General features: G+C 66.4%; 21 protein-coding genes. 15 read left to right on the forward strand and 6 right to left on the reverse strand.

The features are described from left to right. The first annotated feature begins 34 nt into the window (after window positions 1-34). Window positions 35-301, forward strand: a complete 267-nt coding sequence (locus AWC12_RS21880; protein ID WP_024446004.1) for a DUF2277 domain-containing protein — start codon at window positions 35-37, stop codon at window positions 299-301. Further along, window positions 298-858, forward strand: a complete 561-nt coding sequence (locus AWC12_RS21885; protein ID WP_085176915.1) for a DUF1802 family protein — start codon at window positions 298-300, stop codon at window positions 856-858. Before AWC12_RS21880 ends, AWC12_RS21885 begins: the two co-directional genes overlap by 4 nt. Here the strand turns inward: AWC12_RS21885 and AWC12_RS21890 are convergent. Then, window positions 847-2,439: a CocE/NonD family hydrolase gene (locus tag AWC12_RS21890; protein ID WP_036464831.1), complete on the reverse strand. Its 1,593-nt coding sequence runs from the start codon at window positions 2,437-2,439 to the stop codon at window positions 847-849. The genes AWC12_RS21885 and AWC12_RS21890 overlap by 12 nt on opposite strands. A gap of 61 nt (window positions 2,440-2,500) precedes the next feature. Then, window positions 2,501-3,085 (reverse strand): DUF3558 domain-containing protein, encoded by a 585-nt coding sequence (locus tag AWC12_RS21895; RefSeq protein ID WP_085177379.1) that lies wholly within the window; start codon window positions 3,083-3,085, stop codon window positions 2,501-2,503. Between the two features lie 152 nt (window positions 3,086-3,237). Here AWC12_RS21895 and AWC12_RS21900 point away from each other — a divergent pair, with 152 nt between their 5' ends. From AWC12_RS21900 to AWC12_RS21925, 6 genes are read left to right on the forward strand one after another with little or no spacing between them, the layout of a single operon-like run. Next, entirely contained in the window at window positions 3,238-4,185 is a 948-nt protein-coding gene (locus AWC12_RS21900) for an ACP phosphodiesterase PptH (RefSeq protein WP_024446000.1), read from the forward strand. Then, window positions 4,182-4,868 carry a 4'-phosphopantetheinyl transferase PptT gene (pptT, locus tag AWC12_RS21905; protein ID WP_024445999.1) on the forward strand — a complete coding sequence of 229 codons (687 nt, stop codon included), beginning with the start codon at window positions 4,182-4,184 and terminating at the stop codon, window positions 4,866-4,868. The genes AWC12_RS21900 and pptT overlap by 4 nt, the downstream gene beginning before the upstream one ends. After that, the gene (gene truB / locus AWC12_RS21910) at window positions 4,865-5,746 is read left to right on the forward strand and encodes a tRNA pseudouridine(55) synthase TruB (protein ID WP_085176917.1); all 882 of its coding nucleotides are present in this window, start codon (window positions 4,865-4,867) and stop codon (window positions 5,744-5,746) included. Before pptT ends, truB begins: the two co-directional genes overlap by 4 nt. A 23-nt stretch (window positions 5,747-5,769) precedes the next feature. After that, entirely contained in the window at window positions 5,770-5,961 is a 192-nt protein-coding gene (locus tag AWC12_RS21915) for a hypothetical protein (protein WP_085176919.1), read from the forward strand. A gap of 57 nt (window positions 5,962-6,018) precedes the next feature. Continuing rightward, on the forward strand, window positions 6,019-6,675 hold the full coding sequence (locus AWC12_RS21920) for a response regulator transcription factor (protein ID WP_024445996.1): 657 nt from the start codon (window positions 6,019-6,021) through the stop codon (window positions 6,673-6,675). After that, complete coding sequence (locus tag AWC12_RS21925; protein WP_085176921.1) at window positions 6,672-7,838, forward strand: sensor histidine kinase; 1,167 nt, start codon at window positions 6,672-6,674, stop codon at window positions 7,836-7,838. The genes AWC12_RS21920 and AWC12_RS21925 overlap by 4 nt, the downstream gene beginning before the upstream one ends. Here AWC12_RS21925 and AWC12_RS21930 read toward each other — a convergent pair. Then, entirely contained in the window at window positions 7,832-8,212 is a 381-nt protein-coding gene (locus AWC12_RS21930) for a hemophore-related protein (protein ID WP_165762844.1), read from the reverse strand. The genes AWC12_RS21925 and AWC12_RS21930 overlap by 7 nt on opposite strands. 164 nt (window positions 8,213-8,376) lie before the next feature. On the opposite strand from AWC12_RS21930, the gene AWC12_RS21935 reads away from it, so the two are divergent. Together AWC12_RS21935 and AWC12_RS21940 are read left to right on the forward strand one after the other, a co-directional pair. Continuing rightward, entirely contained in the window at window positions 8,377-8,952 is a 576-nt protein-coding gene (locus AWC12_RS21935; protein ID WP_085176925.1) for a TetR/AcrR family transcriptional regulator, read from the forward strand. After that, on the forward strand, window positions 8,949-9,590 hold the full coding sequence (locus tag AWC12_RS21940; protein ID WP_085176927.1) for an HXXEE domain-containing protein: 642 nt from the start codon (window positions 8,949-8,951) through the stop codon (window positions 9,588-9,590). The genes AWC12_RS21935 and AWC12_RS21940 overlap by 4 nt, the downstream gene beginning before the upstream one ends. A gap of 4 nt (window positions 9,591-9,594) precedes the next feature. On the opposite strand, the gene AWC12_RS21945 is transcribed toward AWC12_RS21940, so the two are convergent. After that, window positions 9,595-10,026, reverse strand: coding sequence for a type II toxin-antitoxin system Rv0910 family toxin (locus tag AWC12_RS21945; protein WP_085176928.1), 432 nt, complete (start codon window positions 10,024-10,026; stop codon window positions 9,595-9,597). A 9-nt stretch (window positions 10,027-10,035) separates the two neighbouring features. Continuing rightward, window positions 10,036-10,752 carry a manganese-binding transcriptional regulator MntR gene (gene mntR / locus AWC12_RS21950; RefSeq protein WP_085176930.1) on the reverse strand — a complete coding sequence of 239 codons (717 nt, stop codon included), beginning with the start codon at window positions 10,750-10,752 and terminating at the stop codon, window positions 10,036-10,038. 92 nt (window positions 10,753-10,844) lie between these two features. Between mntR and AWC12_RS21955 the strand changes: the two genes are divergently transcribed. From AWC12_RS21955 to bla, 5 genes are all read left to right on the forward strand, one after another. Next, window positions 10,845-11,819 carry a bifunctional riboflavin kinase/FAD synthetase gene (locus AWC12_RS21955; RefSeq protein ID WP_085176932.1) on the forward strand — a complete coding sequence of 325 codons (975 nt, stop codon included), beginning with the start codon at window positions 10,845-10,847 and terminating at the stop codon, window positions 11,817-11,819. 141 nt (window positions 11,820-11,960) lie between these two features. Then, the gene (gene rpsO / locus AWC12_RS21960) at window positions 11,961-12,230 is read left to right on the forward strand and encodes a 30S ribosomal protein S15 (protein WP_024445988.1); all 270 of its coding nucleotides are present in this window, start codon (window positions 11,961-11,963) and stop codon (window positions 12,228-12,230) included. A 376-nt stretch (window positions 12,231-12,606) separates the two neighbouring features. Further along, window positions 12,607-14,874 carry a polyribonucleotide nucleotidyltransferase gene (locus AWC12_RS21965; protein WP_085176934.1) on the forward strand — a complete coding sequence of 756 codons (2,268 nt, stop codon included), beginning with the start codon at window positions 12,607-12,609 and terminating at the stop codon, window positions 14,872-14,874. After that, the gene (locus tag AWC12_RS21970; protein WP_085176936.1) at window positions 14,849-16,204 is read left to right on the forward strand and encodes a M16 family metallopeptidase; all 1,356 of its coding nucleotides are present in this window, start codon (window positions 14,849-14,851) and stop codon (window positions 16,202-16,204) included. The genes AWC12_RS21965 and AWC12_RS21970 overlap by 26 nt, the downstream gene beginning before the upstream one ends. An 18-nt stretch (window positions 16,205-16,222) precedes the next feature. Further along, a complete protein-coding gene (gene bla / locus AWC12_RS21975) occupies window positions 16,223-17,122 on the forward strand; it encodes a class A beta-lactamase (RefSeq protein WP_085176938.1) in 900 nt (299 codons plus the stop codon). Here the strand turns inward: bla and AWC12_RS21980 are convergent. Further along, window positions 17,119-17,688, reverse strand: a complete 570-nt coding sequence (locus tag AWC12_RS21980) for a DUF4334 domain-containing protein (RefSeq protein ID WP_085176940.1) — start codon at window positions 17,686-17,688, stop codon at window positions 17,119-17,121. The two genes, bla and AWC12_RS21980, sit on opposite strands and share 4 nt — an antisense overlap. Between the last annotated feature and the right edge of the window lie 43 nt (window positions 17,689-17,731).

Raw genomic sequence — 17,731 nt, forward strand, 5'->3', positions numbered from 1 at the left:
TCTGGAATATGGGCCGCGGCCTATCGTGGAGGTCATGTGTCGAAACATCACGGAGTTGCGCGGGCTGGAGCCGGCTGCGACCGGCGAGGAAATCGAGGCAGCGGCCCGCCAGTACGTGCGCAAGGTCAGCGGGATCACCCGACCGTCCGGTGCCAATGTCGAAGCGTTCGAGCTCGCGGTCGCCGAGGTCACCCAGACCACGCAGCGGCTGCTGGCCGGACTGCAACCCCGCAAGCAACCCCCGAAAACCCTTCCGCCGCTGCGCCGTCCCGAAGTTCGCGCACGACTCAACCTGAAGTGACGCACCCCGCCCTCAAGGAGTGGAGTGCCGCGGTACACGCGCTGCTCGACGGCAGACAGACCGTGCTGTTGCGCAAGGGCGGCATCCACGAGAAGCGCTTCGAGGTGGCTGCCGACGTCGCGCAGACGCGGTTCCTGCTGTTCCCGACCGTCGCGCACAGCCACGCCGAGCGGGTGCGACCCGAACACCGCGACCTGCTGAAGGCCGCCGCCACCGACAGCGCCGAGGACGCCGTCGTTCTGCGGGCCGGCGCGCGGGTGGTTGCTGCAATTGCAGTCGAACGCCCCGAAGGGCTGGAAGAGATTGCCCCACTGCATATCTGGACCGCCCAGTCGGTGAAGGAGGACCGGTTGGACTTCCGGCCGCGGCACCGGCTGACCGTGCTCGTCGTCTCGGCGGCCCCGCTGATCACCCCCGTAAGGCTGCAGCGCGTTCCCGCGTACCGCGGCTGCACGAGCTGGGTGTCGTTGCCCGTGAAATCGATCTGGGGAGCGCCGGTGCATGACGAGACGGCGCTGGAGGCGATCGCGCAGCGGGTCAGGAATTCAGTCGCCTGACACCGGAAGCGTCAGCCTGGTCGCCTCGCCGAGATGCACGGTGTGCCGCGCGGTCGCGAACGTCGTTGCTCCCGAGGATAGTTCGCCCGTGCCTCGATTCCGGAGGAACCGCGGATGAGAGCCGCCCGCCACGAGGACGCGGATCCGCGACCCGGCAGGGAAGGTCCACGCAAGTGAGTCCAGCTCGATGCGCGCCGCTCCGGACGGCGCGGCGGCCAGGTAGCCGTCGCTGACGTTGCGTGAGCCGCCCTGGGCATCGACCTGGCTGATCCGGACGAACAGATCGTTGTACGGGTTCGGGCAGCTGTGCGACAACTGCACCTCGGGTGTTCCGATCACCTGCAGGTCGGTGGGCAGCGGATCGCTCGTAAACGTCAGCGTGTCGGCGCGCCGCGACAAGGAGGCATCGTCGCGGTAGCCGCCTGCGGGGGACAGGAGCCGTCCGCCGACGGTCGGGGTCGGGTCGGCAGGGTTGTAGACGAATGTCTGCGACTGGCCGGAATCCGGAGGGGAGGACTGCAATCCGCCACCGGGGGATGGAAAGAGGACGAGGTCTTTCGCTGCCGGCGGCCACTCGGGCAGGTCGCGCCAGCCGACACCGTTGACGTGGATGCGCACGGGCGCACTCCGGGTGGGGGACTCGCCGCCAAGGTGGGTGCCGAGCCAATCGAGAGTCTCGCGGAGCACTGTCGGGGCAGCCTTGGTCATCATGTGGCCGTGGGTCCACGGCCCGACGGTGAGGCCGGCGGTCACTCCGCGATCGCGCAGCTTCGTGTACTGCTCAAGTGTCTGTTCCAGGAACAGGTCCTGCCAGCCGGTGAGGAACAGCACGGGCACTTCGCTGCTGGCCAAGACGTCGTCGAACCGCAGGCCCGTCCAGAACGGATCGTCGGGATCTGGATGGTCGAGCCACGTCTCGAACCACGGCGCACCGGTGCCGAGCAGCGCTCGGCTGGAAGCCCCGAGCGGAGAACCGAGCGACGCGCGGGTCACCAACCGCTGTGCGCGTGCCTGCCGCAGCAGCAGCCGGAGCCGGTTCGGGTTCTCCTGACGCGAAACGAGGTCGCTCCAGCCGAGGAAGTCGTTCAGCGCGAACGAGCCTGTGCCCCAGCGTGGTCCGCTGACATCGTGCGGTCCCACGGTGATCACGGACGCCTTCAGTTCCGGCGGCGGATCGGAGTGCAGCGCCCACTGCGTCCAGCCGAGATACGACAGCCCGATCGTCGCGAACGTCCCGGTGAACCACGGCTGGTCGCGCAGCCACGCGACGGTGTCGGCACCGTCGGCGACCTCGTTGACGAACGGATCGAACTCACCCCCGGAACCGAATGTGCCGCGCACACTCTGGAACACCACGTGGTAACCCCGTGCCGCGTACACCGCGCCGAACAGGCCCGAGAACGGCCACCCGCGACCGTACGGGGCCCGCACGAGCAACGTGCCCGCGGGCGTTTGCGTCTGCGGGGCATAGTGGTCGGCGATCAGGTCGATGCCGTCGCGCATCGGTACCCGCACCCGGCGGTCGACCGCGAACTCGGTGGTCGATGGCGGCAGCTGCAGCACGTTGCTGAGCCTCGCCATGGCAGCCTGCTGGAGCGTCACCCCACGAGGCTACGCAACGCCCGGTGGCACCTGATGGCCGCTAGTAGATGTAGAACGGGCTGAGCTCGTGGGCGCGCTGCAGGTTGGTCTGGATGCAGTCGGGGTCGGGGTTCGAGTAGATCGGGGAGTAGAACAGCGACTGCTGGATCACCCCGTAGCTCGTCTTGAACGCGACCATGCAGGTGATCCACCAGCGGTTGTTCCAGTCGGTGGGCTTCATGATCCAGTACTGGGCGGCGCGGTGGCCGTTGATGTCCAATTCGACGGCATCCGGTGGCAGCGTCTGCTCATAGGTGCGCCACACGAAGGCTTCGACGGCCATCTGATAGTTGCCGGCGTCGTACTTGCAGCGCAGGCTGTCCTCGGCAGTCGGCGGGGTGTAGGCCAAGCCGATGCGCTGGACGACGTCGAGCGGGATGTCGCGGCACGGATCGAACGGATCCGGGTCCGTGAGCTCGATCACCGGCGACTTGATCGTGGTGGTTGCGTTAGGCAGTGGTGCGAACGTGGACCGCAGGTCAACGCTCCCGGTCGTCGCGGGTCCGACAGGGTTGGCCTGCCAGACCACGACCACCGCTGCGACCAGCGCGCACAGCGCCGAGAACAGTCGCAGCTTGGCGACCATCGTGAACCCCCTCGGGTGCCGGTTGGTGTCGTCGGACACACAACGTGTCCCGGGAGTGTATCGGGCCTTGCGGGGCCGCCGGGCGGGAACTTAGAACCTGTTCTAGTTGCCACCGGGTGGCCGGCCCATGTCCACCAGTAGGCTGACGGGTTGTGACCACTGACGAACGGCGCCCGACGTTGTGGGCGGTCAGTGACCTTCATACCGGACACACCGGCAACAAGCCGGTCACCGAGTCGCTGCATCCGGCCTCGCCCGACGACTGGCTGATCGTCGCCGGCGACGTCGCCGAACGCACCGACGAGATCCGGTGGGCACTCGATCTGCTGCGCAAGCGCTTCGCCAAGGTGATCTGGATTCCCGGCAATCACGAGCTGTGGACAACCCAGCGCGACCCGATGCAGATCTTCGGCAAGGCGCGCTACGACTACCTGGTCAACATGTGCGACGAGATGGGCATCATCACCCCCGAGCATCCCTATCCGGTGTGGACCGAAGAGGGCGGGCCCGCGACGATCGTCCCGATGTTCCTGCTCTACGACTACTCGTTCCTGCCCCAGGGCGCGGGAACCAAGGCCGAGGGCCTGGCGATCGCCAAGGAGAAAAACATCGTCGGCACCGACGAGTACCTGCTCTCGGCGGAGCCGTATTCGACGCGCGATGCGTGGTGCCGCGACCGCGTGAACTACACCCGCAAGCGGCTCGAGGATCTTGACTGGATGATGCCGACCGTCCAGGTCAACCACTTCCCGATGGTGCGCGAACCCTGCGACGCGATGTTCTATCCCGAGTTCTCGCTGTGGTGCGGCACCACTGCCACCGCCGACTGGCACACTCGCTACAACGCGATCTGCTCGGTGTACGGCCATCTCCATATCCCGCGCACCACGTGGTATGACGGCGTGCGGTTCGAAGAAGTCTCTGTCGGCTATCCGCGAGAGTGGCGGCGCCGCAGGCCTTATCGCTGGCTGCGCCAGATTCTGCCGGACCCGAAGTATGCGCCCGGCTACCTCAACGAGTTCGGGGGCCACTTCCAGATCACGCAGGAGATGCGCGAGAACGCGGCGAAGATGCAACAGCGGATCAAGGACCGGGCGTGATCGCAGCACCCCTGCTTGCCGGAGTGCTGCCCGGCGGCGTCGACGCCTTGGCTGCAGCCGAGTTGTACTCGGACCCAAGGGAGCTCGCACCGCTGCCCGAGGAGGAGCCGCTGATCGCCAAGTCGGTGGCCAAGCGGCGCAACGAGTTCATCACCGTCCGCTACTGCGCGCGTCAGGCGCTCGTCGACCTGGGTATGGAGCCGGTGCCGATCCTCAAGGGGGACAAGGGCGAACCCTGCTGGCCCGACGGCGTCGTCGGCAGCCTCACCCATTGCGAGGGCTTCCGAGGCGCGGCGATCGGCCTTCGCGAGCAGGTGCGTTCACTGGGCATCGACGCCGAGCCGCACGACGTGCTCCCCAACGGTGTCCTCGACGCGATCAGCCTGCCCATCGAACGGCACGAACTCGGCACGATGCCCGGCGGTGTGCACTGGGACCGAGTGTTGTTCTGTGCCAAAGAGGCGACCTACAAGGCGTGGTACCCGCTGACGCATCGGTGGCTGGGCTTCGAGGACGCTCATATCACCTTCGACGTCGACAGCTCCGACGGCACGGGCCAGCGCGGCACGTTCACGTCGAGGATCCTGATCGATCCGGCCGCCGAGTCCGGCCCGCCGCTGACGTCGCTGTCGGGTCGTTGGTCGGTGCGCGACGGAATCGCCCTGACCGCAATCGTGCTGTGACAGCAGCCGGACTGGTCGTCGTCGACAAACGCGGAGGCATGACGAGCCACGATGTCGTCGGCCGCTGCCGCCGCCTGTTCGGCACCCGCAAGGTGGGGCATGCCGGCACCCTGGACCCGATGGCGACCGGTGTGCTGGTGGTCGGGATCGAACGCGCCACCAAGATCCTCGGTCTGCTGACGGCCACGGACAAGTCGTATGAGGCGACGATCCGGCTGGGGCAGACCACCTCCACCGAGGACGCCGAAGGTGAACTGCTGAAGCAGGTTTCGGCGGCTCATGTGACCGGCGCGCAGATCGACGCCGCCATCGCGCCGTTGCGAGGGCAGATCGAGCAGGTGCCGTCGGCGGTGAGTGCGATCAAGGTCGACGGCAAACGCGCCTACCAGATGGTGCGCGAAGGCCAGACCGTGGAGATGTCCGCCCGGCCTGTTCGCATCGATCGATTCGACGTCCTTGCCGTCCGGCACGCCGGCGATCTCGTCGATGTCGACGTGGTCGTGGACTGTTCGAGCGGCACCTATATCCGGGCGCTGGCACGCGATGTGGGGGCCGCGCTCGGAGTCGGCGGTCACCTCACCGCGCTGCGGCGTACCCGCGTCGGAGGCTTCGGGCTCGACCAGGCCCGCACCTTGGAGCAGCTGGCCGATGACGCCCGAGTCAGCTACACGTTGGACGAGGCGTGCCTGCGGGCGTTTCCGCGCCGCGACCTCAGCGAGGCGGAGGTCATCGACGTGAGTCACGGACGTCCGTTGTCGCCCGCCGGAATCGGCGGTGTGTACGCCGCGACGGCACCAGACGGACGGGTGATGGCACTGTTGGAGGACGCCGGCTCGCGGACGAAGTCGGTCGTCGTGATCCGTCCGGCCACGCTCTGAGTCGACGCGGTAGAACTGCGGGCATGAGAGACAACATCCTCTACTCGCCCGAGACCAGCGCCCTGCTGTTGGCGATGACCGCGCTGCAAACCGTCCGGGGTGTGCCCGCGCGCGAGGCCCTCGACCGTGCCTACGACATCTGGGACGCGCACGAAGCCCGGTCGTGGGAGGCTTCCGAGCTGACCGCGCTCGTGGACCATCTCAGCGGGAGCTGAAACGGGGCCGGCGTCGGCCAACGCTCGCCTAACGGTGGATGTGGGCACTATGTGCAGATGCGCGTTTTGGTGGTCGAGGATGAGGTGGTGTTGGCCGATGCGATCGCGGCCGGGCTGCGGCGATACGCGATGGCGGTGGACGTCGCCTACGACGGGGCAACGGCGTCGGAACGGGTCATGGTCAACGATTACGACGTCGTCGTACTCGACCGCGACCTGCCGGCGATGCCAGGTGACGAGGTGTGTCGGAGGATGGTCGAGGCTGGGGCCGACGCGCGGATACTGATGCTCACCGCCGCGACGGCCGTGGCGGACCGGGTCGCCGGACTGCAGTTGGGGGCCGACGACTATCTCATCAAGCCGTTCGCTTTCGCCGAACTGGCCGCACGCGTGCAGACTCTCAGCCGACGAGCGCGTCCCGCGGCGGCGCCGGTGTTGCAGCGGTCGGGCATCCGGCTCGACACGCATCGGCGAGTGGTGTCTCGCGACGGGGCACCGGTATCTCTCACCCCCAAGGAATTCAGTGTGCTCGGCGAGCTGCTGCGGGCAGAAGGTGGTGTGGTCTCGGCCGAACAACTGTTGGAGAAGTCCTGGGACGAAAACGCCGACCCGTTCACGGGTGCGGTCCGCTACACGATCATGACGCTGCGCCGGAAGCTCGGCGAGCCACCGGTGATCGTCACCGAGCCGGGCGCGGGGTATTGCATCCGATGAAGCATCGCTCGACGATTCGTCTGCGGCTCACCCTTCTGTACGCCTGCACGTTCTTCGTTTCCAGTGCAGTGCTGGTGATCATGATGTACCTGTATGTCGACCAGTCGCTGGATCGGCGGCTCGGCGCCGGCGCGGAGGCCATCGCCCGGCAGATCCTGCTCGGAGAAGGCGGACAACAGGCGCGGCCCATCGCCAATCGCCTCATCACGGCGATCACCGAGCAAGCCCAAGCCCGCCGCCGGGAAACCCTGCGAGCCATGGTCGTGTGGTCGGTGGTGTCTCTCGGTGCTGCCGGTGTGATTGCTGTCGGGACCGGATGGCTGCTGGCGGGCCGTGTGCTGAAACCTCTTCAGCAGATCACCGCGACTGCGCGCCGGGTTGTGGACACGAACTTGGGAGAGCGGATCGCACTTGCCGGTCCGAACGACGAAATCAAGCATTTGGCAGACACTTTCGATGCCATGTTGGAGCGATTGGACAGGTCGTTCGACGGTCAGCGGCGATTCGTCGCCAACGCGTCTCATGAATTGCGCACGCCGCTGACCATCAACAGAACGCTCATCGAGGTCGCCCTCGACGACCCCGAGGCTCCCGATTCGCTTCGACACCTGGGCGCCACGCTGCTCGCGGTCAATTCCCGCCACGAGAGACTCATCGAGGGTCTGTTGACGCTGGCCGGTAGCCATCAGCTTGCCACCAAGGCGAGGGTTCCGGTGGCCGAGCTGGTGCGTCGTGTGATCGGCAGTCTCGAGTCGGATGCAGAGCGCGCGCAGGTAGTGGTGACCGCCCGGCTCGACGAGGTGTACATCGAGGGCGACGCCGTGCTGTGGGAACGTCTGGCCCACAACGTGATCGACAACGCCATCCGGTACAACCTCGCCGAAGGGGGCCAGGTGTGGGTTGATCTGTCCCGGGTGCGCGCCGACATGCGCCTCGTCGTCACCAACACGGGTCCCGTCGTCGCCGACGACACCGTGCCCGCGTTGTTCGAACCGTTCCGCCGCGCAGTGGTCGAGGACAGAGTCGCCAACAGCAACCGGGGCGCCGGCCTGGGTCTGTCGATAGTGCGTTCTGTGGCAACGGCGCACGGCGGAACGGTCCATGCGGTGGCCCGCCCGGAGGGCGGGCTCACCGTCACTGTCACGCTGGCTGCCATTCAGTAGTTGTGGCATGTCTGCGCGACCCGCTGGAGCTTGGCCACCGTGTTCTGCCCTTGCGGCGTGTCCCGTCGCGTCTCGATGATGCGCCGGACGTCAGGGTTGCGGTCGAGGAATCCGTCCACCTTGGCGCGCCGCTCGGCAACGGGAAGCGCCAGCAATGCCTGCGCCTTCGTTTGCGCCTCGGGGCGATTGCGTAGCCGCTCCGCGGCCCGTGGCGCCTCGACGTTCAGAGCTTCGGCGATCTGCTGGTACGTACATGTGGTCTCGATCAGCGGTCCGCCCGTTTGCGATGCCGCGATCGGGGCGTAGGTCACTGCCCAGACGGCCGCTGCTACCGCTGTGGCGACCAGGGAGGTGCCAAAACGAAGTCCTGCCATGGGTGGGTCCTTTCTGCGTGGTCCGACGTGCCGCTCACGTCGCACCGCCATCAGACCAAGCGCGATGTTGGGTGCGCGTTGGGCAGCTGAACGTGGACGGTTGACGTACGCAGAGGCACCTTCTAAAGTGCAAGCAAGTACTTGCTTGCATAGGAGGTCCGGGGATGGCTCAGCCGAAATGGGATGCCACACAGTTGGCTGTTCTCGACGCCGCGGTGACGTGCGCCGAGCAGGTGGGCTTTGGAGCCATGACGACCCGTCGCGTCGCCGAGCTTGCCGGTGTGAACGAGGTGACCATTTTCCGTCGCTTCGGCTCGAAGGCAGGACTCGTGGCGGCTGCATTCGAGCGCGAGGCTGCGACGATCGCAAGTTCTGTCGGCGACTACACGGGCGATCTGCGGGCAGACCTGCTGCGCATGGTGGCCTCGATCTGGGACGCAACGGGTCGCCGCAAGAACGTGCTGCCGACGATCTTGTCCGAACTCGCCAACAATGACGAACTACGTTCGGCGGCAACGTATTCGATTGGCGAAGTCGGAAGGGTTGCCGGAATTCTGGCTCGTTACCAGAACGAAGGCGCTCTCATCGAGGAACCGCCGCTGCAGGCGTACGCATCTCTGGTAGGCCCCCTGGTGTACCTCGGGATCGTCTCACGCCTGCTCCCCGAGCCTCCGACCGTCAACCTCGAAGCCCACGTCAGTCACTACCTGCAAGGCCGAGCCCAGAAGGAAACACGATGAGCACTACAGCCCTCACCTACTCCGTGCACGAGTACCGCCGCTACACCCGAGCTACCCAATGGCTCAACGGGACTGGCGCGGTGATTGCCATCGCCCTCGGCGTCTTCATCCTGGTCGACCCGGGCAGGCGCACCGACCCTGACTGGGTGTTCTGGCTGATCTGGCCCATCGCGACGCTGCACACGATCGAGGAGTACCTGTGGCCCGGAGGTTTCCTGAAGTATTTCAACGCGGTGGCCTGGCGAAGCGGCGATCCGCACGGACCGCTGACGGCCCGCCGAGCATTCTTCACAGATGCCGTTGCAGGCCTGTTCAATCCGATCGCCATTCTCGCCTTGAGCTTCGTCTACCTGCCCGCCGTGTGGTTCTTCGTCGGCGTGCTGCTGATCAACGGGTTCTTCCACATCGTCGAGACCCTGAAGACGGGGCGGTATTTCCCGGGTGCCGTCACAGGGGCGCTGCTGTATCTTCCGGGATTCACCGCCATCACGATGTTCTACGTCAACCGGGGGCTGGTCACCGGCCACGATCTAGCCGTGATGTTCGCGCTGGCAACGGGTTTCACCGCGGGTTTCTTCGCCATGGTACGGAGCTGGCAACGCCGCGATGAGAGATCGCCCGCGCTGGTCCACGCCTGATCGCTCAGCAGTAGAGCCGCTCGAATTCCTTGATGGACTTGTCGATGTCGCCTTTGACCGCGCGCGCGGCCGCGGCGCCGATGGGTCCGAACAGGGGAGCGCCGCCGAGATCCATCCGCACCGTGAAGGTGCAACCGTCGCCGGTCGAGGCCACTTTCATCGTGAGCTTGTAGCGGGTTCCCCCCACGCCCTCGCCGCTGACCGCCAGCGCCGACGGTGGATCGAACTCCTTGACAGTCCAGGTGACGCGGTTACGCATCCCCTTGGCACCCGCAACCCCGACGATCGTCGTCCCCACCGTGATCTCGTCGGGCAACTCGGAGCGCCACCCCTGATGCATGGTCAGCCAGTCGCCCATCGACGACAGGTCCGACACATGCGTCCACGCCTGCTCGGCTGACAGCGGAAGCGAGCGGGACAGCTCCAGTTTGGCCATGGTGCCTTCCTATGCGATGACCCAGATTGCCTGTGCAGCAGGGCTGCCCAGGTCGACAGTGGTCTCGTCGCCGGGTTCTTCGATGGCAACGGAGATCATCCCGGCAAAGTCGCGGCGGGCGACGACACGCAGCCGGGAGTCGAGGCTGATCCCGACGGAGTCGAAATATCTGAGCATCTCGGGATCTGCGTCTGAGATGCGCGCGACAGTGCCCGCCTCGCCGTCCTGGCAGGCCGACAGCTGTCGAGCGGGGGGCGTCGGAACTTTGCCGTCCGCTGCGGGGATCGGGTCACCGTGCGGATCGCGTGTCGGGTAGCCCAACTTCGCGTCGATGCGGTCGAGCATTCGGTCAGAGACCGCGTGCTCCAGAATCTCGGCCTCGTCGTGAACCTCGTCCCAGCCGTAACCCAGCTCGTTGACGAGGAATGTCTCCATCAGCCGGTGCCTGCGCACCATGGCCAGCGCGGCGCGCCGGCCTGCGTCGGTGAGTGTCACCGCGCCGTACTTCTCGTGGTCGACGAGACCTTGATCGGCAAGCTTGCGTATCGACTCCGACGCGGTGCTGGCCGAGACTCCGATGCGGTCGGCCAGCATCTTCGTGCTGACCTTCTCCCGCGACCATTCCTGCGCGGTCCAGATGACCTTCAGGTAGTCCTGGGCGACCGTCGACAGATCGGTGGGTCTGGCGGGGTCGGCGGTGTTGTCCGGGCTGCCGTCGGGGGTCACGACATTGAAGTTTAGGCAATCATCACCTGATCCGTTGGTGTCGCTCGGCTGCGATTTGGGCCGAAGTGGCTAGCGGGTCGTAGGCTAACGGCGTGCAGCGCTGGCGGGGGCAGGACGAAATCCCCACAGACTGGGGTCGATGCGTCGTCACCATCGGTGTGTTCGACGGCGTCCATCGTGGGCATCAGGAACTGATCAGTCGCGCCGTGAAGGCGGGCCGTTCGCGCGGTGTACCGACGGTGCTCATGACGTTCGACCCCCATCCGATGGAGGTCGTCTTCCCGGGGAGCCATCCTGCGCAACTGACCACATTGACCCGGCGAGCCGAGCTGGTCGAGGAGATGGGCATCGACGTTTTCCTCGTCGTGCCTTTTACCGCGGACTTCATGAAGCTCACGCCCGAGCGCTATATCCACGAGCTGCTCGTCGAGCGGCTCCACGTCGTCGAGGTCGTGGTCGGCGACAACTTCACGTTCGGCAAGAAGGCCGCCGGAAACGTCGACCTGTTGCGCAAGGCCGGCGACCGGTTCGGTTTCGCGGTGGACTCCCTCTCGCTGGTGGCAGAACACCACCGCGACGAGACGGTGACGTTCTCGTCGACCTACATCCGCTCCTGTGTCGACGCTGGCGACATGGTGGCCGCCGCCGAGGCGCTGGGGCGGCCGCACCGCGTCGAAGGGGTGGTGGTGCGGGGCGATGGTCGCGGCAGAGATCTGGGCTACCCGACCGCCAACGTCGCACCGCCGATGTACTCGGCCATCCCAGCCGACGGCGTCTACGCAGCCTGGTTCACCGTCCTCGGGCACGGGCCCGTGGTCGGCACCGTCATTCCGGGTGAGCGCTATCAGGCCGCGGTGTCCGTCGGCACCAATCCGACCTTTTCCGGGCGCACTCGAACGGTCGAGGCGTTCGTACTCGACACCGATGCGGATTTGTACGGCCAGCACGTCGCCGTCGACTTCGTCGCGCGGTTGCGCGGCCAGGAGAAGTTCGACTCGGTGGCCGACCTGGTGACGGCGATGGGCACCGACACCGACCGGGCACGCACCATCCTGTCGGCTCACTAGCTGGGCTTTCGTCGATTGGCGGCCGTCGTGGGCGCGCTGCTAGACTCCCTGCCGACCTGAGACGTGCTGCAGTTCGCGGTGGCCGTGCTCTTTCTCGGGATTAACCCCGATGTTCGCGGACCGAATTGATGGAGTTGTTTCGTGGCGCTCTCGACCGAGCAGAAGAAAGACATCCTGGGCCAGTACGGCCTGCATGACACCGACACCGGTTCCCCGGAGGCGCAGGTCGCGCTGCTGACCAAGCGGATCTCCGATCTCACCGAGCACCTCAAGCAGCACAAGCACGATCACCACTCGCGTCGCGGGCTGCTGCTGCTGGTCGGCCGTCGTCGCCGGCTGCTGAAGTACGTCGCCCAGGTCGACGTCGAGCGGTACCGCTCGCTGATCGAGCGCCTCGGCCTGCGCCGCTGACACTGGCCGCTTCCCACGCGGACGACGGCCGTGCAGGCGCGGTGTGCGTCGACGACGTCGCCTGATCTCGGCGGCCACCACGATTAGGGATTCCGGAGGTTCCGGGATGTAACATGGGTGCGTTCTCCTGCCCCATGGCACGAACACACCTGGGTGCGGTCCTCGCAGACCCGCGTGCACCGTTCCCGCGTGACAAGACACGAACCGCCCGATCGCGCGGTCTTCGGTAGTGGCTGTCGGAGGAATCCCTCCGGCCGCTTCGATCGACGGCCGTCGACGCATCCGGGCGACTTCCCGGGTCACCCCCGGGGTGTCCGCAATAGCGAGCGTGATCACGCAAAACCGTAGATGACCCAGAGAGGCCGTACGGACATCCATGTCTGTAGTTGAAATTGAAGACGGCGTGTACGAATCCACCGCCGTGATCGACAACGGGAGCTTCGGCACCCGCACCATCCGTTTCGAGGCGGGCCGGTTGGCCCAGCAGGCCGCCGGCTCCGTCGTCGCCTACCTCGACGACGAGACCATGTTGCTGAGCGCGACCACCGCCAGCAAGCAGCCCAAAGAGCACTTCGACTTCTTCCCGCTGACGATCGACGTCGAAGAGCGGATGTACGCCGCGGGCCGCATCCCCGGATCGTTCTTCCGCCGCGAGGGACGTCCCTCCACCGACGCGATCCTGACGTGCCGCCTGATCGACCGGCCGCTGCGCCCGTCGTTCGTCAGCGGCTTGCGTAACGAGATCCAGGTCGTCGTGACGGTGCTGAGCCTGGACCCCAAGGATCTGTACGACGTGCTCGCCATCAACGCGGCGTCGGCGTCCACCCAGATCTCGGGTCTGCCGTTCTCCGGCCCGGTCGGCGGCGTGCGCGTCGCTCTCGTTGAGGGCCAGTGGGTCGCGTTCCCCACCGTGGAGCAGCTGGAGAAGGCCGTGTTCGACATGGTCGTCGCCGGGCGCAAAGTAGAGACCGCCGGAAAAGAAGATGTCGCGATCATGATGGTCGAGGCCGAGGCCACCGAGAACGTCATCGAGCTCGTCGCCGGTGGCGCGGGCGCCCCGACCGAAACCGTCGTGGCCGAAGGCCTTGAGGCCGCCAAGCCGTTCATCTCGGTGCTGTGCGACGCCCAGGCCGAGCTGGCCGGCGCCGCGGGTAAAGCGACCGCCGAGTACCCGTTGTTTCCGGACTACGCCGAGGACGTCTACTACTCCGTCGCGTCGGTGGCGACCGAGGCGCTCTCGCAGGCGCTCACCATCCCCGGCAAGGAAGAGCGCAACGACCGCACCGACGAGATCAAGGTCGAGGTGCTCCAGCGTCTTGCCGAGCAGTACGCCGGCCGTGAGAAGGAGATCGGCGCCGCCTACCGGTCGCTGACCAAAAAGCTTGTGCGCCAGCGCATCCTGACCGACCACTTCCGTATCGACGGACGCGGTGTCACCGACATCCGCGCGCTTTCCGCCGAGGTCGCGGTGATCCCGCGTGCGCACGGCAGCGCGCTGTTCGAGCGTGGCGAGACCCAGATCATGGGCGTCACCACCCTCGACATGGTCAAGATGGCCCAGCAGATCGACTCGCTCGGGCCGGAGACGTCCAAGCGCTACATGCACCACTACAACTTCCCGCCGTACTCGACGGGTGAGACGGGCCGCGTCGGTTCGCCGAAGCGCCGCGAGATCGGCCACGGCGCGCTCGCCGAGCGCGCGCTGGTGCCCGTGCTGCCCAGCGTCGAAGAGTTCCCGTACGCAATCCGTCAGGTGTCGGAAGCATTGGGCTCCAACGGTTCCACGTCGATGGGCTCGGTGTGCGCGTCGACCCTGTCGCTGCTGAACGCCGGTGTGCCGCTCAAGGCGCCCGTCGCCGGTATCGCGATGGGCCTGGTGTCCGACGACGTCGAAGTCGATGGCAAGGTCGAGCGCCGCTTCGTCACGTTAACCGACATCCTCGGCGCCGAAGATGCCTTCGGCGACATGGACTTCAAATGCGCGGGCACCAAGGACTTCGTCACCGCCCTGCAGTTGGACACCAAGCTCGACGGCATTCCGTCGCAGGTTCTGGCGGGTGCACTCAGCCAGGCCAAGGACGCCCGTCTGACCATCCTCGAAGTGATGGCCGAGGCGATCGACGCCCCCGACGAGATGAGCCCGTACGCACCGCGGATCACCACGATCAAGGTTCCGGTCGACAAGATCGGCGAGGTCATCGGGCCCAAGGGCAAGATGATCAACTCGATCACCGAGGAGACCGGCGCGTCGATCTCCATCGAGGACGACGGCACCGTGTTCGTCGGCGCGTCCAACGGCGAAGCGGCGCAGGCGGCGATCGACAAGATCAACGCGATCGCGAACCCGCAGCTGCCCAAGGTCGGCGAGCGTTTCCTCGGCACGGTCGTGAAGACCACCGACTTCGGAGCTTTCGTTTCCCTGCTGCCCGGCCGTGACGGGCTGGTGCACATCTCCAAGCTCGGCCGCGGCAAGCGGATCAACAAGGTCGAAGACGTCGTCAAGGTCGGCGACAAGCTGCGCGTCGAGATCGCCGATATCGACAACCGCGGCAAGATCTCGCTGGTCCTGGTCGCCGAAGACGACTCGGCGTCCGAGACAACCGCTGACGCACCGGTTGATGCAGCAGCGACCTCCAGCAGCTAGCACGGGCGCGCTCCGTTGCGGACGTCGCTCCGGCGATACCGACAAGTCCGCGGCGGTGCGCCGCACCCAATTACCCGGTGGCCTGCGTGTGGTTACCGAACACATCCCGTCCGTGCATTCGGCGTCGGTCGGTGTGTGGGTCAACGTCGGCTCGAGAGATGAAGGCCGAAGCGTGGCCGGCGCTGCGCACTTCCTCGAGCACCTGCTGTTCAAGTCGACCCCGACGCGCTCCGCGGTGCAGATCGCGCAGGCCGTTGACGCAGTCGGCGGGGAGCTGAACGCCTTCACCGCGCGGGAGCACACCTGCTATTACGCGCATGTGCTCGACTCGGATCTGGCACTGGCCGTCGACCTGGTCGCCGACGTGGTGTTGAACGGTCGCTGTGCCGCCGAGGACGTCGAGGTCGAGCGCGACGTGGTGCTCGAAGAGATCGCCATGCGCGATGACGATCCCGAAGACACGCTCGGTGACGTCTTCCTTTCGGCGATGTTCGGTGATCACCCGGTAGGCCGTCCGGTGATCGGCAGCGTCGATTCGATCTCTGCGATGACCCGCGCACAACTTCATTCGTTCCATCTGCGCCGCTACACGCCTGACCGGATGGTGGTGGCCGTGGCGGGAAACATCCAGCACGATGAAGTCGTCGCGCTGGTCCGCGAGCACTTCGGTGCGCGGCTGGTGCGCGGGCGCGCACCAGTGGCTCCACGCAAGGGTGCCGGACGGGTCACCGGTCGGCCGACACTGCAGCTGGTCAACAGGGACGGCGAGCAGACCCACCTGTCGCTGGGGGTTCGGACCCCGGGGCGGCACTGGGATCACCGGTGGGCGTTGTCGGTGCTCAACACCGCTTTGGGAGGCGGGCTGAGTTCGCGCCTCTTCCAACAGATTCGAGAAACCAGGGGACTGGCCTACTCGGTGTACTCGACGGTCGACACCTTCGCCGACAGCGGCGCGTTGTCCATCTACGCCGGATGTCTGCCCGAGCGTTTCGACGAGGTGGTTCGCGTGACCACCGACGTGTTGGCCGAGGTGGCGCGCGACGGCATCACGGCCGACGAGTGCCGTATCGCGAAGGGTTCACTGCGGGGCGGATTGGTTCTGGGACTGGAGGATTCGGGTTCCCGGATGAACCGCATCGGGCGCAGCGAGCTCAACTACGGAGAGCATCGGACGATCGCCCAGACCCTGTCGAAAATCGAGAGTGTGACGCTCGAAGAGGTCAACGCGGTGGCCAGGCAACTGCTCGCCAAGCCGTTCGGGGCGGCGGTGCTGGGGCCGGTGCGCGGGAAGCGCTCGCTGCCGAGGGCCCTGCAGACCATCGCTGGTTGACCGGTAGCCTGGAAGGCGATGACGGAACTTTCCCGACGGCATGTGTTGTTCGGTGGGCTGTCTCTGTTCGCGCTGACTGCGTGTTCGTCGCAGACCGTACTCGCCGACCCAGCTGAACCGCTGCCTCCGGTCGAGGAGCGGATCGAGGCGCTGGCGAAGCGACACAACGCCCAAATCGGCCTGTATACAGTCAATCTCGACAGCGAGGAGAGTCTCGGCTACCGCGACACCGAGGTGTTCGCGATGTGCTCGACCTTCAAAGCGTATGCCGCCGCGGCGGTGCTGCAGCGGGCGCAGCAGGGCCGTCTCGCGCTCAGCGATACGGTGCCGATCGAGCCTGCCGACATCCGCCCGCACTCGCCGGTGACCGAACCGCGGGTGGGGACGGCGATGACGCTGGCCGAGCTGTGTCAGGCTGCGCTGCAGCAGAGTGACAATGCCGCGGCAAACGGTCTGTTACGAGCTCTGGGCGGGCCCCCTGCGATCACCGAGTTCGCGCGCAGCATCGGCGACGACCGAAGCAGGCTGGATCGCTGGGAGGTGGAGCTGAACTCCGCCGTGCCAGGCGATCCACGCGACACCAGCACGCCTCGGGCGCTGGGGGCTGGTTACCGAGCGATCCTCACCGGCGACGTACTGCAGCCCGCGGGCCGCCAGCAGCTCGTGGATTGGATGCTCGGCAATCAGACGTCGAGCATGCGCGCGGGCTTGCCCGCGGGGTATACCAGCGCGGACAAGACGGGCAGCGGCGACTACGGGACAACGAACGATGTCGGTGTCGTCTACGGTCCGGCCGGGCAGCGGATGCTGCTGGCATTCATGACGCGGTCAGCGGTCGACGATCCGGACGCGGCCAGCCTGCGCCCGCTGATCGGCGAACTGGCCACGCTGGTGATGGCGGAGCTGGACGGGCGCTAGACCAGCCGCAGCGAATTGTCGCGTTGCAGCACAAAGAAATACGGCGCCTTGATGCCGCGGAGGTCCATCGCACCGATGACTGCCTCTGATCCCGCGGTGTCGTCGGCCAAGCGGAACACGTCGTTGATCGGTAACTGGTCGTAGATCATGGTTGCGGTGTCCACGCCGCGGTAGCGGGTTGTGCGCAGGCGTGCCTTCGGTCCGCGAGCCTTCAGGGCGGGCCTGAGTGCGGCGATGGTGCCCGAGAAGTTCTGATTCTTCAGCGCAGGGATCTTGGTGGCCACACCCAGCCCGGCGAATGCGAGTAGAGGGTTCAGGGCCCACAAGCCTGCGCCGTCGTTGGTGGGGAACAGCAGCGGATCCACCGATTCGCTGTTGCGGAAGTGCTTACCCCACCAGCCGCTGGCGGCGAGCATGCCGTCGAGCGGGTGATCGGTGGGGAGTTCGGCGCCGTGCCATGTGCCAAGCATGGACTCGGGCTCGACGGGCGGGCAGGAATCGAACAGCTCAAGGGCGTCGGCCGTGGTGGTGGGGACGTTGGGGAGGACGTCGGTGAGCGCAAGCATGCCCGCAAGTTTACTTGACACCTGTCAAGTCACAACACTGTGG

Source organism: Mycolicibacterium iranicum (assembly GCF_002101705.1).
Classification (GTDB): Bacteria; Actinomycetota; Actinomycetes; order Mycobacteriales; family Mycobacteriaceae; genus Mycobacterium; species Mycobacterium iranicum.

Coding starts and splice junctions, on each gene's coding strand:
- AWC12_RS21930 (WP_165762844.1), bottom strand. CDS start 8,212: ATGGCAGGACTTCGTTTTGGCACCTCCCTGGTCGCCACAGCGGTAGCA.
- AWC12_RS21935 (WP_085176925.1), top strand. CDS start 8,377: ATGGCTCAGCCGAAATGGGATGCCACACAGTTGGCTGTTCTCGACGCC.
- AWC12_RS21970 (WP_085176936.1), top strand. CDS start 14,849: ATGCAGCAGCGACCTCCAGCAGCTAGCACGGGCGCGCTCCGTTGCGGA.
- AWC12_RS21980 (WP_085176940.1), bottom strand. CDS start 17,688: ATGCTTGCGCTCACCGACGTCCTCCCCAACGTCCCCACCACCACGGCC.
- AWC12_RS21945 (WP_085176928.1), bottom strand. CDS start 10,026: ATGGCCAAACTGGAGCTGTCCCGCTCGCTTCCGCTGTCAGCCGAGCAG.
- AWC12_RS21925 (WP_085176921.1), top strand. CDS start 6,672: ATGAAGCATCGCTCGACGATTCGTCTGCGGCTCACCCTTCTGTACGCC.
- AWC12_RS21890 (WP_036464831.1), bottom strand. CDS start 2,439: ATGGCGAGGCTCAGCAACGTGCTGCAGCTGCCGCCATCGACCACCGAG.
- AWC12_RS21965 (WP_085176934.1), top strand. CDS start 12,607: ATGTCTGTAGTTGAAATTGAAGACGGCGTGTACGAATCCACCGCCGTG.
- AWC12_RS21895 (WP_085177379.1), bottom strand. CDS start 3,085: ATGGTCGCCAAGCTGCGACTGTTCTCGGCGCTGTGCGCGCTGGTCGCA.
- AWC12_RS21880 (WP_024446004.1), top strand. CDS start 35: ATGTGTCGAAACATCACGGAGTTGCGCGGGCTGGAGCCGGCTGCGACC.
- bla (WP_085176938.1), top strand. CDS start 16,223: ATGACGGAACTTTCCCGACGGCATGTGTTGTTCGGTGGGCTGTCTCTG.
- AWC12_RS21940 (WP_085176927.1), top strand. CDS start 8,949: ATGAGCACTACAGCCCTCACCTACTCCGTGCACGAGTACCGCCGCTAC.
- AWC12_RS21915 (WP_085176919.1), top strand. CDS start 5,770: ATGAGAGACAACATCCTCTACTCGCCCGAGACCAGCGCCCTGCTGTTG.
- AWC12_RS21920 (WP_024445996.1), top strand. CDS start 6,019: ATGCGCGTTTTGGTGGTCGAGGATGAGGTGGTGTTGGCCGATGCGATC.